The organism is Kitasatospora sp. NPDC127067 (genome assembly GCF_042724755.1).
In the GTDB taxonomy this organism is placed as follows: domain Bacteria; phylum Actinomycetota; class Actinomycetes; order Streptomycetales; family Streptomycetaceae; genus Kitasatospora; species Kitasatospora lactacystinica.
Window position 1 is genome coordinate 64,961 of the sequence record NZ_JBHXEM010000029.1, and the last position, 13,844, is coordinate 78,804.

A 13,844-nucleotide genomic window follows, 5' to 3' on the forward strand; every position below is an offset into this window, starting at 1 on the left:
TCGACCGGACAGTCCAATGGCTGGTCGATCAAGCGAGCGGCTTGCGGTAGCGGACATACTCGTTCTGTCTCCGGAACCCCACGCTCTCGTAAAGATCGTAGGACCGGTGGGGATTTGCTGTGCCCGTGTACAGCCTGGCCGTCGTTGCACCCTGCTCGCGAAGGCTTCGCAGCCCTTCCAGCAGCAGGATCCGGCCGATTCCGAGGCGTCGCTGGTCCGTTCGGACGCTCAGCTCTTCCACCTCGCCCACGGTGTGGTCGTGGCTGCGGATGGAGCAGAGAGCCACGCCGAGCATCTCCTGCCCCCACCAGGCAGCCCTCCAGCATGCCGGGTCGGCGGTGTCGACAAAGTCCTGGAAGGTCCATTTCTGAGTGAAACCGGTTTCCGCATACGAATCGACGACCGTCCTCCAGGCCTCGCGGTAGTGGCTGGTCCCGATCGGCCCCGTCCGTATCCCGGCCGGGAGTTCGCTGCCTCGTTCGGGCAACTGCCGCAGATTGCCCAGCTCCAGCTCGACCAGACTGAAGACACGTCGGTAGCCGGCTGCGAGCAGAAGCGCCGTGGCGTCCTGCTCGGAGACCATGGCGTTCGCACCGATCACTGCAGTCCGAGCCGTGCCGTGGTCTTCGATGAGCTGGCCGATCCGCTCTTCGGCCCAGCTCAGCATGGCTGACCCGATGCCCTGGTCGCGATGCTCGGGCAAGAGGTAACCGCGGTGCAGGTAAAGCCACGTATCGTCCCGCTCCTGCCACCACCGGATCGTCGAGTAGCCGACGACGCTCCCGTCGCGTACCACCAGGACCTGGTTCTTGGACGGCTCGTCCAGCTTGGCAGAGGCCTCGGCGATCTCGGCCGCTGTCGGGAGCCCTTCCACAACCGAACGGGTGTCGACCCGGTCCCGTTCGACACATCCCAGCCGCACCGCGGCCATGGGGCCGTGGTCCTCGTCGCCCCGATACGGCCGTAACCCGAAGCCGGCTGGGAGGTCCTGTCCTGGCGTGTCATCCGACATGATCGGATGATCTCGAACTTCGAGGCAGGTCCGCCACCCTGTTCATGATTCATGCTGCGGTCGTGTTCGGCCGTTCCACGAGGTAGCCGCGTTCGAAGTGGGCTCCGGCTCGGACGAGAGCGACGAGGTGGGGCGCATTCACGGCTCGCCAGCGGGTCTGGGCGGACCGATCTCCAGATCGGGACCGCCGATGCGGTACCACCTGGTCTCGCCCCACCGGGGCGGCCGCTCACCCAGCCCGGCCAGCAACGCGGTGAGCCGCGTCTGCCCGTCGATCACCAGGAACTCCGCCTTGGGCACCTTCTCGTACCTGCCGCGGGCCGGGCGGTCCTTCGGATCCGGCCGCCACAAGAACAGCGGCCCGACCTCGACCTTCGCTCGTGGGCCAGTGACTCGAAGGTCGCGCACCGCTTCAACGACACGGCGGACAGCAGCGAAGTGGTACCTGCCGCATCAGTTCCTGGCCCTACTCACGAAATGGGTGGGAGGTGAGCCAGCGCTGAAATTCACGATGGCGAAATTGGTAGGCATTGCCGGACAGTCGGATCAGCCCTGCATCGTAGGACCATGCAAGGAAGGCGTTGAGACGGAATGGCAGAGCGCGCCGCATGTAAAGGCGCAGGGACAAAAGAAATATGAAATATCGCCCGTACGCGCTCGTTGCCACGCTCATGACGAAGATGGTCAGTCCGAAAAGGGACCCCCAGAGGAGTCCGGCCGCGAATCCGTCGACGAGTCCGAACAGAGACCCGAAGGCAAGCCCGGCCAGCAGCGCAGACACGAACCCGACGGTGATCCTGTAGAGGATGTCCGACCGGAGGACGGCTCCCGGGCCGGCGACAGTGGCCGGTGGACCCTCAAGTTCGCCGAGGAGTGAGGACAGGAGCCCAAGCAGGACAACCATGAGTCCGACCACGATTCCGGTCGTGACTCCGACCTTGGCCTCAGCCGAGAGACCAACGATGACGCCGGTCACGATGCCGATCCCGATCGATGCGGCAAGCGCCCCCTTGCACGTGTCGACAATATTTTGACGAAACTCGGGGACTTCCAGGGCCGACCAATTCAGGCGGCGAGGCAGGTGCTCGTTTCCCCAGGCGACAAAGCCCGTGGTGGTACCCCAGAGGGCGAGGAGGAGAGTCTGGAACGGGAAGGGGGAGCCCTGCACGTACAGACCCCCGAGGAAAAGCGGCATCGGTACGAGAAGGAGAAACTCCCATTGGATCACGCGATCTTCAACGATGACCCACAGCTCGTGGATGTGGATCTCGGTACGCGGCTCGGCAAGTGGCTCCACCGCCGGTGTTTCCGATGTCGGATCGGGGCGTTGGAGGCTGCGGGCGATGCTGGTCAACCAACGGCGTGTGTCATCGGACGTGTACCGGCGCTTCGGCGGATGGAGAGCGAGAGTGGCGGGTATGAGGAGGTTCAGCAGGTGATCGTCCACGTCCTGAGGGGTAACCAGGGCTCGGAGTTCGATGGGATCGCCGGCGCGGCTGTAGACGGTCGCGGCCAGGGACAGCCGCCATGGCGTGGACAAGCTCTGGGCCAGGACGCCGGTGGGATCGGTGCGCAGGTGCTCCAGGAGGGTCTGCCACCGGGGAGTGCCGCCCGAGCGGTCGGCGAGGTAGCGGAGAGCTTCCTGCGGAGGGACGGGTTCGATGCTGATGCGGGCGGCGTCACGCAGCTGCACGGCGTCGACAAGGGCTTCGTAGTGGGTGGTGCGGCAGGTGAGCACCAGTGGTCCTGCGGTTCGGCCGCGGCCGTACGCGTTCAACGCGGCGAGGGCGGCGCGGGCGCGTGGGGGTTGTGGGTCGGATGAGGGTCGACCGCCGGCTTCGCGGACGGGCTGGCCGACAGTCCCGGTCAAGCCGGAGTCCATCTCGTCCAGGCCGTCCAGGATCGGCAGGACCAGGCCGTGCTCGACCAGCTGTGCCGCACGGTCCCGGGGCCAGTCCAGGTTCTGGACGAGATGGGCGATCAGGAAGGCTTCCAGCGGAATATCGGTGTCCCAGGCAGCCAGGGACATCCGCACGGGCACCGGGTCGGTGTCGCCGCGATGCTCGATGAGCCCCAGCAGCAATTCCAGGGCGAGGACGGTCTTGCCCGCTCCCGGTGCTCCCGTGACGACAAGACGTGCAGGGGTGGTGGCCTGGTAGTAGGCAGTTATGTCCGGCGCTCCTGCCGTGTGACTGTCGTCGAACATCTGACCGTGCGGGCCGGGGGCGCGGGCGCTGGGAACGGGTTGGTCATGAAGGGTGTAGCGCAGATTGATGCGCTGACGGTCTCCGCCGACCAGGCGCCGCCACTCCTCCGCCTCGGCCCGTTCCACCTGCCGGGCCAGCGTGGCGGCAGCGGACATCGCCTGGGCGGCAGAGTCGCCGGGCCGCCCCAGTGCCGCCCGAGCCAGCCTCAGTCCGGCGACTGCCACCACCAGTCCGGCGACCCCCACCACGAGCCCGGCCAGGGACGCGGTGTCCACGGCAGTCTGCCCCCGGCGCAGTTGGAGCACCACCCACACGCCGACAGCTGCCGTGGCCAGTGCACCGACCGATGCCAGCACGGCACGCACGCGACGCTCCCGCCGTCCCCCGCCCCCCAACACCATGTCCTGGAGCCTCCCCACTCCTACCGCACCAGGACCGTGAAGCAACCGAAATGTGACACGAGTACGCCGGGCACGTCTGCCCGCGCTGCGAGCGGGCCGTCCGGTCGATGTGAGCGCCGACTCCTGGGCGATCGGCTTGGTTCGGGTCGGCCTCGGTCAGGCGGGGGCCTGGGCGGTGAGGCCGCCGGGGCCAAGGCGTCGCCGGCCGCCTTGCGGGAAGACCTGGCCGGGCTCGGCCTCGGAGGAGGTCGGGGCGGAGAACGGCGAGCCGAGGCGCTCGGCCGGGAGCAGCCGTTCGGCGACGGGTTCGTCGGCGGCGGCGCTCGCATGTGAGAACGGCTGGACCAGCGGACGCCGGGGCGGATGGCCGTTTTGATCACTCATGGCCGACAGTCTGTCACCCCGGGCCTCGGCCGCGGACGGGACGTCGGTCCGGCCCGGACAGGAAACGTCACCGGCCGGTCCTGGCCGTCCATCCGGCCATGGAGTGTGCGGCGGCGACGCGGCGCAGCCAGGAGGCGAGGCGTGGACGGGTCTCCTGGCTGCCCGGGGCTATTGGTGGGTGCGGCGGTGGCGTCCTGTGGGGCGGGTAGGGTCGGTGAGCGGGGGCAGGTCGAGGGCGGCGGGGACGTCGACCAGGGCGGCGACGTCGCTCGTGAGCGTGCCGCAGGACGGGCAGGCACCCGGCGCGGCCAGCACCCCGGGCCCGGCCAGGATCTGGAACATCCGCAGCACCTTCGCGCACTCGGCACAGCCCAGCGGGCCGGCACCCAGCTCCGGGTGCACCCGCACCCCGTCGAACCCGCAATCATCACTCATGCCTTGGTCACCCCGTAGCAGCGGAAATCCACGGCCCTCTTCAAGAAGAAGCCGAGCTCAGCGGCTCCTTGCCCTCGATGAGCACGCTGCTGACCATCCGACTGACACCACCCCACCCACTCACAAGGCCACCGCCGGGGTCCCGCACGGCGGGTGTCGCCGTGAGCCGATCGGACGAAATCCGTGGACACCCGCCGCCGGGGTCCCGGCCGGAGACCCGGCGGGCTGAACACTGACTGCCGCCCGGAACCGGCGAGCGCGAGGGAACGAGGAGACCTGGTGAACCACGGAATGAGCGTGCTGCTCCGGGCGATTCCGCTGCTCATGGGCGCGGTGTCGGCCGCGCTCGGCGGCTACGTCCTCGCGCACTCCACCGGGCCGAGCGCCCGGGTCGCGGGCCTGACGCTGGTCTTCCTGGCCACCGTCTGTCTCTGCCTGTTCGCCGTCGCGGCGACCGTCGTGCGGCAACTGATCGGCCGTTTCGGCGCGTTGGACCGGATCGGCTACCCGGCGTTCGGCTTCGCGGTGGCCGGGGCCGCCGTCGGCTACGGGCTGGGCCTGCTGGCGGAGAGCCACCGGCCGGTGGCCGACTTCGTGGCCGGCAGCGTGGTCCTCGGCATCGGCCTGGTCTGCGTGTGCGTCTCGTCGGTGGCCGCGGTCGCCACCCGCTTCACGCTGATCGGGCAGAACGCCGTCCTGCCGGAGGGTTCCCCGCCGCTCTCGCCCGCGCCGTTCGGCCGGTCCGCGGCCCGGGCGCTGGTGGCGGTCCCAGTCCTTGCGGCCGCCGCCGCCTGGGCGTGGGCGATCGTCATGCTGGCCAACGGGGGCGGCGGGGACTCGGACGGGCGCTTCACGGCCGGGCACGTGGTGGTCGACCAGGCGATCGTCTGCACCGCCCTGATCGGGCTGGTGATCACCCTGCTGCGGCAGATCCGGAACACGTACACCCGGCGGGAGCGGGTCTGGTGGCTCGTCCCGGCCGCCGTGCTCGGCGCCATGGACATCACCGGGGGCCTGGTCGTCGTCGCCCTGGACCCCCGGCCCGGTCAACTGGCCACCGGGTACGTGCAGATCGGGCTGGGTCTGCTGTGCTGGACAGTGCTGAGCGCGGTGCTGCTGCTCGCCCTCGGCTGGCGCCGTGCCGCGCCGCCGGCCGGCCGCGCCCCGCTGGTCCCGGTCGGCACCACACTGCTGTGCCTGTTCATGTCGGCGTTCCTGTTCGAGTCGGCCGACCCGGACGTGACGGTCGCGGCCCGGGTCCTGGTCGGCCTCGGCGCCGTCTGCTTCTCGCTGTTCGCCGTGGTCTCCGTCCTGGAGGCCGGCGTCGCCGACCGGAACTGACCGGCCGCCCGGACACTCATCGGGCGCGGGACCGCGGGGCTGTCCCCGGCCGCCGACCACGTCCTGCAGCACCTGGTGGCCCCCGAGAGGCGCCGACGGCGTGCCCGGGCCGCGGGCCGACCCCACCACGGGGGTTGAGACTGGTAGGCGCGCATGTTGAGGTGTCGCGTATCCACCCATAAAGTCAGCGCTGCAACCACGATGAGTGATGGTCTCAGCGAGCAGCAACAGCCAGTTGGTCGGCAACCTTCCCGGCTGCGTGGCGAGAGTCTGCAGCCGGGAAGGTGATGACTACTCCGAGAGCAGCTTGATCAGCCGCTCGGTGATGGCGCGGGAAGCGCCGGTGAAGGCTCCACGGACGGCCTGCCCGATGAGCTGCAGGGCGATGCTGGTCCTGGCCTCAGTGGCTGGCGGGCGCGTAGCGTTGGGCATCTGGGTCCCCTCTCGAAGGCTGGATCCTGAGTGGCCCGTCGGTGTTGGTTGGACGCCTTTCCGGCGGGCCGCTTCAATGTCAGCACGCTGGGTAGCGGACTGTTCAAAGCCCGGAACCAAGCGCGACCAAGTGGGACTTCCCGGGATTTGGCCCGACGTTCGTTAAGGGGGAGCCGTGCCGAATCGGCGACGCACTATCGATCGCTCACACCCGCTGGGCAGGTTCGCCATTCAGCTTTCCGAACTGCAGGAGAGCGCCATAGCGCGAGCAGGAGGCAGCCAAGCGGCTCGGGAGATCAGCATCGACAGGGTGGCCAGCGGCAAGTGGGTAACGAGTCGGACGGCGATCTACGCCTCGCTCAACGGGACTCGATTGGCGTCGATGAACACGCTGTGCGCGATGGTGTCCGCATGGCACCCGCGGGGAGAGAAAGGCATCACTGAGTGGCAAAAGCTACGACGCGACGTCGAGGAACAGTTGGCCGCTTTGCGGGGCGGTAGGCCCGCGAGGGCTGTGGATGTTGAGGTCACGCCTGCAGTGCAGCAGCCAGAGCCCGTTCGGGTACCTGACGAGGAAGCATTGGCCGAGCTGCGAGTCTTGCTGGCCGATAGGCTGGCCCAGGTTCGACAGACCAAGACGCAGCTTGCGGCGCGCTCTGGTCTGGGGCGAACCACCGTACATGAGGCATTCGCCCGAGGCAGGCCGGCGCCATCTGCGGCGACGGTTGCCGCGCTCGCCCGGGCGCTATCCCTCGATGCAGCCCACCTCCTTGAGTTGCATCGGCAAGCTGTCGGTTAAGTCCATTGGTGTTCGCCTCAGTTCAGGTGAACCTTCCTGAACATCGGCGTCGTGACTCGAACGCGATCTTCGAGCCTTCGGGAATGGCGGTTGCCTTGTCACCGCGTGTGGTCTCCGAGCGCGTATCGGTTCCAAGTTCCGCCGGCTTCAGTGACGAGCCGGGTGGCGGCCTCGGCGGCGGGCGGATCGGTCAGCGTCGGGCGTCTTTGGGAGCCAGCAGGCTTGTCACCTCGGAGATGGCCTCCGCCGAGGGCTTGAATGCTGCCTCGCCTGAACGAGCTTGAGCACGACCTCCTCGACCGGCGTCAGCGCGCTGAAGCCGAAGGCTGGATCGGTGAGATCGAAGGTATCGACCTCACCCTCACCTTCCTGCGCGGCAAGAGAGACGAAGCCAGCCGCCGCAGCCGCCGGCCCGTCGTCGACCTCGGCCTTCCCCGGCCCCGACCGTCCCTGCCACCGGAGTACTCACTTCCATGAACCCTGCCATACGAGTCAGCTCTCGTGTGTCCATCCCCCCGTTGGAGGCCCGTCCGCCAGCGGCGGGGAGCGGCTGATGTCTCACGGAATCGGCTACGGCTTGGTCAACTAGTGGCGGCGATCGCGCTCGGCGCGGTGCGCTGGTCGCGGCGCTCCAGGCAGTGCGGGAGGAGGTGAGGGAGCGGATCCCGAAAGAATTCCGGGTCCACCTGCAACCTCCACACCCCCCGCACGTCTGATGAGTGAGCGGCCGGAAGCCGGACCCGGCCGCGCATCACTCGGTCACCAAAAGGGGGAATTCGCATGCGCAAGAACAGCCGTGTCCTGAACCAGGCCCGTCGCCTCGCCCCGACGGTCGCGCTCACCGCGGCACTGGTCGCGGGCGGCGCCGCGACGGCCGCCCCGGCCTTCGCCGACACCGGCTCCCACCCCGTCTCCGGCGTCGGCGTATTCGGCAATGAGGTCGCGTCGGGCAAGGGGGCGCCCACCGCGAACCGGTGAGCAACCCGGGACGGACCGCCGGTCGGCGCCGGTGCCGTGGCCTTCGCCCCGGCCCGGCGCCGTCCCCGGTCGACCGCCCTTCCGTTCACGGCCCGTCCGGCGCTCCGGACGGGCCGTGAACGTTCAGCGCCGCCCAAAGAACGGGCAGGGCGAGGTGGTCGCGCAGGGTGGGGCCGGCGGGGGCGGCGCGGCCCACCGTCCCGGGCCGGTGCGGCAGGCGGCGGGCCGGCGGGCGTCAGGCCGGCGGGGGCGGGACGGTGACCGGGGAGGAGGCACCGGGGAGGAGGAGGCGGGGCGTGCCGGTGCCGTCGGCGGGGGTGGCCCAGACGTCGGGGGCCTGGCCCGCCCGGGCCGGGAGGGCGTAGGCGAGGGTGGCGTCGTCGAGCCAGGCGGCCTGGTCGTCGACACTGCGGGTCTCGGCCAGCGGGTGTTCGTGGAGGTCGGCCAGGTCGAGGACGTGGAGGCGCCAGGGCGCGGCGGGATCGGCGGAGACCTTCTTCTTGAAGGCGATCCGGGTGCCGTCCGGGGAGAGCGAGGGGCATTCCACGTTCTCCCGCAGGGTGCGGGCCGACCAGGCCTTGAGGTCGCCCTCGACGAGGTGGGTGCGGCCGGCGGTGGAGACGGTGGCGTAGAAGCGGTTGTCGTCGGCGGCGAAGTTGACGCCCCAGTAGTTGACGTCGGCGGCGTGGTAGCGGGTGCCGCCGATCGTCAGCGGGATCTCCTCGACGGACTTGATCAGGTAGCCGGTGCGCAGGTCGAGGATCGAGGTGCGGGTGGAGAAGCGGTCCGCCGCGTAGGAGTCGCCGACGGCGAAGGTGGTCCAGGAGAGCACCTGGCCGGAGGGCGAGACCCGGGCCCGGTTGGGGATCCCGGGGACGATCACCGACCGGAGCTCGGTGAACCGCCGGTCGTAGACCACGGCCTGGGTCCGGGCGGGGGTGCCCGGCATGGCGCGCAGGCACAGGGCGCGGTCCCCCGCGGCGTAGAAGCGGGCGCAGGACGGGCCGCCGGGCTCGCCGCCCGGGCTGCGGGCGACGCGGCCGGTGGCGGTGTCGCGGTAGTAGAGACCGGGCTGGTCGAGCGTGAACGAGACGTCCGCGGCGACGGGTTGCGGTCCGCCGTCCCGTTGGCGGGCGTGCACCACGTAGCCGAGGGAGCCGCCCAGGAGGACGAGGGCGGCGAGGACCAGCAGGACCGTTCGCGACTTCATCGGCGCGCCTTCCTTCCCGGGAGGATCCGCCAGGCGGCGGTGAGCGCGGCGGCCAGGGCGAGGGCGGCCGCGACGAGGGCCGGGCGCGGCCCCCACCACGTCCAGGCCGCGCCGAACCCGGCCGCGCCGACCAGACGGGCCAGGGCCTGTCCGGTCTGCAGGACGGCGAGGCCGCTCGCCCGGCCGGCGGCCGGGAGCGCGGGCGCGGCCAGCGCCATCAGCACGCCGTCGGTGGCGGCGTAGAAGACGCCGAGGAGGACCAGGACCAGCACGGCGGTCGGCAGGCCCGACGGGACCAGGAGCGTCAGGTAGGCGGCGAGCAGCGCGCCGTGGCCGAGCAGGAACGGGATCCGCCGTCCGGCGCGGTCCGCGATCCGCCCGGCGGGGACGGCCAGCAGCAGGTAGCAGGCCGCCGCGCCGAGCGGCAGCAGGGGGAAGAGCGCGGCCGACAGGTCGAGGCCGCGCTGGAGCAGGAGGTAGAGGAAGGAGTCGCCGACGGTCGCGGCGCCCAGCAGCGCGGCGGCCGCGACCACCCGCCGGAAGGCGGGGTCGGCAGTCGACCGGGCCGCCGTGCCGGCCGGGCCGGGTGCGGCGTTCGGCCCCGCGGCCGGGGCAGCGGACCCGTCAGCGGTCGGGGCAGCGGACGGGAACGCGGACGGGACCGGGCGGGTCGATGCGGCCCGCGGCGGCGGTGCCGACGGGTCGGCCGGGACGAAGAGGCCCAGCACCACGACACCGAGCAGGCCGGTGGCGAAGCTGACCACGAACACCGCGTCGTACGCGTCCGCGGTCGCCCACAGCACCACGAAGGCGACCAGCGGGCCGAGCAGCGCCCCGGTCGTGTCCATCGCCCGGTGCACGCCGAACGCCCGGCCGAGGGTCTCCGGCGGTGCGCTGAGCGTGATCATCGCGTCCCGGGGTGCGGTGCGCACGCCCTTGCCGAGCCGATCCGCGGCCAGCGCGGCGGCGATCCCGCCGGCGGCCCCGCCGGCCATCAGCAGGCCCAGCCGGGAGAGCGCCGACAGCAGGTAGCCCGCCCCCGCGACGGTCCGGTGCCGGCCGGCGCCGCGATCGGCGAGCCGCCCGCCGAGGAGCCGGACCAGTGCCGTGGCTCCGTTGAACAGTCCGTCGAGGAAGCCGAACTGGAGGGGTGAGAGGCCGAGGCCCAGGACCAGGTAGAGCGGCAGCACGGCGGTGACCATCTCCGAGGAGACGTCCGTGACCAGGCTGACCGCGCCGAGCGCGACGACCGTGCCCGGGACGCGCCGCCCCACCCCGGTGGGGCGGGGCGGCGCGTCCGGACGACGGCCCGTGGTGGCCAGGTACATCATCAGTGGCAGCTGTAGGTCGGGCTGGTGTCCTTGGCCTTGCCGTCCGTCCCGACGAAGCTCCAGCCGTACCCGGAGTCGGTGAAGTCCAGCTTCAGCACGCCGTAGTCGCCGCTGATCCGCTTCTGGCTGTTCGGCTGGACCTGCTCGATCGGGTACGGCTCGGCGCCGCCCATCCCGCCGACGATCTCGACGATCCCGTCGGCGGTGGCCTTCCCGTCCGGGTCCTGCGGGGCGAACCGCTCGTAGTGGTGGTCGTGCCCGTTGAGCACCAGGTCCGCCCGGGCGTCGTAGAGGATCCGCCACACCGGCCGGGAGACCGGGTCGTTGCCGTGCCCGCCGGAGGAGTACAGCGGGTGGTGCCAGTAGGCGGCGACGCACTTGCGGGTGTTGGCCGCGAGGTCGGCCTTGAGCCAGTCGATCTGGGCGCTCTGGTCGAAGGCGTTGGAGTCGAGGGCGACGAAGTGCCAGTTCCCCTCGTCGAAGCTGTACCAGCTCTTGTTCTGCGGGTAGGCGATGCTGCCGAAGTACGCCTTGTACCCGGAGAGCGAGCCGGCCGGGTCGTAGGTCTCGTGGTTGCCGGGGACGGGGTGGGTCTTCGCCTTGAACGCGCCCCAGCTCTTGTCGTAGTAGGCGCGGAAGTCCGACAGCCGGGCGTCGTCGTACTGGTTGTCACCCATCGTCAGGTAGAACTTCGGGTCGATCCTCTGGGCGAGGGCGGCGGTCTTCGGGTGCGCGCAGGCGCTGTCCGAGGCGGTGCACTGCGCCGCGATGTCACCGGCCGCGACGACGGTGAACGCCCCGCCCGGGGCGGTCCCGGTCGGCGACGGCGTGGCGGTCGGCGAGGGCGTGGCGGTCGGCGAGGGCGTGGTGTCCGTGACCCCGTAGACCTCCATCTCGAACAGCGAGTACCCGTAGGACGTGCCGCGGGCCGTGCCGTACATCCGGACGTACCGGCCCTTGCCGGTCAGCCCGGTCCAGTCGTCCGTGCCGCCGTTGCCGGCCTTCTCCTCGGCGACGGTGGTCCAGGTCGCCCCGTCCGCCGACACCTCCAGCCGGTACGCCTTCGCGTACGCGGCCTCCCAGGAGAGCTTGATCCGCGAGACGGTGGCGTTCGCCCCGAGGTCGACCCGCAGCCACTGCGGGTCCTTCCCCTCCGCGCTCGCCCACCGGGTACCGGTGTCCCCGTCGAACGCCTTGCCCGCCGCGTAGGACGAGCCCTCCGTGGACGAGGCCGTGGCGGCTTTGCCCCGCGAGAGCAGCGGATCGGCCGCCGCTCCCGCCCGCTCGGACCAGCCGAGCAACAGTCCGCCGACCAGCACGAGCACCGCGGCGAACACTCCGATGTGAACAGGCCTTACCGAGACTTGGGGACGCATCCCTGAACTCCCTGACCTAGAACGACGGCGAGAGCTGGACTCCGGCGGGGCCCGCACGTGATCCCCGCCGGTCGAGCGGTGGTTCCCTCACCACCGCGGCGGCCGGGTCAGAGCTCTCGCTGAGCGCGTCACGCCCCGATCGAGGGGGCGCCGCGCCAAGCCGCCGCCGAGAGCCTAGTGAAAAGTAAAGTTTCCTGACAATAGTCCGGGCGTACCGAAATCCCGCGCGGATCGACGGGCGCCGGCCTACGGGCGTCCTGGAGCGGCGACCCGAAAAATACCCCCAGGGGTACAGTGGAGACAGAAGGACGACGCGCGGACCGCGCACCAGGAACGGAGCACGACATGGACTACGGGCTCTCCACCACCCTCGATAGCGGCCCTTGACCTGCTTGAACGCGGATGAGGTGGCATCGGTGGGGGTCTCGCGTCAGGACCCACGGCAGGCGCTGCGTCAGGGCCCGTGGCAGGCCGGCCAGGGGCCGGTCTCCTCGCCCGTTACCGGTTCCGTCGGCCGGAGGTTGGGCCGCTCATGACGAACCTCCACCACTCCCCCCGCCCGGGCGCCCCCAGCCTCGACAGCGACATCGGCCCGGCGGGCTTCGCCATCGAACAGGGATCGGGTGGCGTTCAGGGCGGCGGCGAGCTGGTGCAGCGCCTGGGGCAGCTGTTCGAGCAGCCCGGCCAGGGCGCCGACGGTGCGGTGGATGTCGGTGGGATACGGCAACGCGCCGGCCACTGGCGGTGGCGGCGTTGAGCCGGCGGATCTCGTCGGCTGCCGCGGCCGCGATCTGCCGCGGCGTGCGCTCCTCGGTCACGCTGGCCTCCCTTCGACGGGGCACCCGGGCAAGCGCGCTCAGGCGTGGGCCGCCACGGCACCCGGGCGTTTGCGTGGTGGCCGGGCCGCCGGTCCCGCATCGGCGTCAGGCGCGAGCGGACACGGCTCGGCGGTGGCGGAGGCGCTCATCGCCGTGCGCAGCTGTTCGGCTGCCTGCGGTGCCTGGGTGCAGTGGACGACGATGCGGGCATAGGGGGCGGGTGGTCGCAGGTCGATGCTCACGACGGTGTCGGCGAACGGGCGTAGGGCAAGGAGGTCCCGTCCGTGGGGGTGGCGCCAGGTGCCGAGGCAGAGCCGGCCGGGGATCTGCACTCCCGTAGCCCCCGTTACCGACCAGGACGACGAGCAGGACACCGGCAAGGTCCCCGGCCGCAGGATGTCGCTGCCCGGGGACCCGGAGGACATGCTCATCGACGAGGCATGCCGGGAGCTTCGCCTGCCCGCGTTCCGCGAGCGGTTCATCGACCTGGCCTCGACCGCCCGGCGCGAGCAGGCCACCTACAAGCAGTTCCTGCTGGACATGCTGCAGGTCGAACTCGCCGACCGGGACCTCCGCCGCCAGCAGCGGCTGCTGCGGCTGGCCCGCTTCCCGCGGCCCAAGCGGTTGGAGGACTTCGACTTCGCGAAGAACCCGAACGTCGCCCCGGAGGTCGTGGCGGACCTGAAGTCCCCGACCTGGGTTCGCGAGGGGCGGCCGCTGGTGCTGATCGGCGACTCCGGCACCGGCAAGTCCCACCTGCTGATCGGCATCGGCACCGCGATCGCCGAGACCGGCCTGTCGGTGCGCTACACCACCACCAGCGCGCTGGTGAACGAGCTCGCCGAGGCCGACGCGAGCCGTCGGCTGTCCTCGGTGATCGCCCGCTACAGCAAGATCGATCTTTTGTACCTGGACGAGTTCGGCTACCTGAACCTGGACCGCAAGGGCGCCAAACTGCTGTTCCAGATCTTCACCGAACGCGAGGAGCGAAAGGCCACCGCGGTCGCGACGAACTCCCCGTTCACCAAAGCGCACATGTTCCGGCGAACCCGTGCGAGGCGATGGCTGAACAGCACAGGTTCAATCCTGATGAGCGGGACACCGAGGTGGACGTATCCTG

At 70.8% G+C, this 13,844-nt stretch carries 14 protein-coding genes; 5 read left to right on the forward strand and 9 right to left on the reverse strand.

The window, feature by feature from the left end:
• Positions 1-28: 28 nt before the first annotated feature.
• The 5 genes from ACFWJ4_RS15465 to ACFWJ4_RS15485 all read right to left on the reverse strand — a co-directional run bounded on the left by ACFWJ4_RS15465 (position 29) and on the right by ACFWJ4_RS15485 (position 4,439).
• Positions 29-1,012, reverse strand: a complete 984-nt coding sequence (locus ACFWJ4_RS15465) for a GNAT family N-acetyltransferase (RefSeq protein WP_380543795.1) — start codon at positions 1,010-1,012, stop codon at positions 29-31.
• Between the two features lie 138 nt (positions 1,013-1,150).
• Positions 1,151-1,312, reverse strand: a complete 162-nt coding sequence (locus ACFWJ4_RS15470) for a hypothetical protein (protein WP_380543841.1) — start codon at positions 1,310-1,312, stop codon at positions 1,151-1,153.
• Between the two features lie 166 nt (positions 1,313-1,478).
• Complete coding sequence (locus ACFWJ4_RS15475; protein WP_380543798.1) at positions 1,479-3,584, reverse strand: NACHT domain-containing protein; 2,106 nt, start codon at positions 3,582-3,584, stop codon at positions 1,479-1,481.
• Between the two features lie 192 nt (positions 3,585-3,776).
• A complete protein-coding gene (locus ACFWJ4_RS15480) occupies positions 3,777-4,004 on the reverse strand; it encodes a hypothetical protein (protein ID WP_380543801.1) in 228 nt (75 codons plus the stop codon).
• Between the two features lie 168 nt (positions 4,005-4,172).
• Entirely contained in the window at positions 4,173-4,439 is a 267-nt protein-coding gene (locus ACFWJ4_RS15485; RefSeq protein WP_380543804.1) for a hypothetical protein, read from the reverse strand.
• Between the two features lie 279 nt (positions 4,440-4,718).
• Here ACFWJ4_RS15485 and ACFWJ4_RS15490 point away from each other — a divergent pair, with 279 nt between their 5' ends.
• Positions 4,719-5,780, forward strand: a complete 1,062-nt coding sequence (locus ACFWJ4_RS15490; protein ID WP_380543806.1) for a DUF2776 family protein — start codon at positions 4,719-4,721, stop codon at positions 5,778-5,780.
• 291 nt (positions 5,781-6,071) lie between these two features.
• On the opposite strand, the gene ACFWJ4_RS15495 is transcribed toward ACFWJ4_RS15490, so the two are convergent.
• Entirely contained in the window at positions 6,072-6,212 is a 141-nt protein-coding gene (locus ACFWJ4_RS15495) for a hypothetical protein (protein ID WP_359896746.1), read from the reverse strand.
• Positions 6,213-7,269: 1,057 nt separating this feature from the next.
• Between ACFWJ4_RS15495 and ACFWJ4_RS15500 the strand changes: the two genes are divergently transcribed.
• The gene (locus ACFWJ4_RS15500) at positions 7,270-7,488 is read left to right on the forward strand and encodes a recombinase (RefSeq protein ID WP_380543809.1); all 219 of its coding nucleotides are present in this window, start codon (positions 7,270-7,272) and stop codon (positions 7,486-7,488) included.
• 303 nt (positions 7,489-7,791) lie between these two features.
• On the forward strand, positions 7,792-7,989 hold the full coding sequence (locus ACFWJ4_RS15505; protein WP_380543812.1) for a hypothetical protein: 198 nt from the start codon (positions 7,792-7,794) through the stop codon (positions 7,987-7,989).
• Positions 7,990-8,224: 235 nt separating this feature from the next.
• Here ACFWJ4_RS15505 and ACFWJ4_RS15510 read toward each other — a convergent pair whose 3' ends face one another.
• The 3 genes from ACFWJ4_RS15510 to ACFWJ4_RS15520 are packed head-to-tail and all read right to left on the reverse strand — an operon-like array spanning position 8,225 to position 11,906.
• Entirely contained in the window at positions 8,225-9,199 is a 975-nt protein-coding gene (locus ACFWJ4_RS15510) for a hypothetical protein (RefSeq protein WP_380543815.1), read from the reverse strand.
• Complete coding sequence (locus ACFWJ4_RS15515) at positions 9,196-10,527, reverse strand: MFS transporter (RefSeq protein WP_380543835.1); 1,332 nt, start codon at positions 10,525-10,527, stop codon at positions 9,196-9,198. The genes ACFWJ4_RS15510 and ACFWJ4_RS15515 overlap by 4 nt, the downstream gene beginning before the upstream one ends.
• Before the next feature lie 2 nt (positions 10,528-10,529).
• The gene (locus ACFWJ4_RS15520) at positions 10,530-11,906 is read right to left on the reverse strand and encodes a discoidin domain-containing protein (protein ID WP_380543818.1); all 1,377 of its coding nucleotides are present in this window, start codon (positions 11,904-11,906) and stop codon (positions 10,530-10,532) included.
• Between the two features lie 532 nt (positions 11,907-12,438).
• On the opposite strand from ACFWJ4_RS15520, the gene ACFWJ4_RS15525 reads away from it, so the two are divergent.
• Positions 12,439-12,663, forward strand: a complete 225-nt coding sequence (locus ACFWJ4_RS15525; RefSeq protein ID WP_380543821.1) for a hypothetical protein — start codon at positions 12,439-12,441, stop codon at positions 12,661-12,663.
• Positions 12,664-13,024: 361 nt separating this feature from the next.
• On the forward strand, positions 13,025-13,844 hold an 820-nt coding region (locus ACFWJ4_RS15530), incomplete at its 3' end, for an ATP-binding protein (protein ID WP_380543823.1).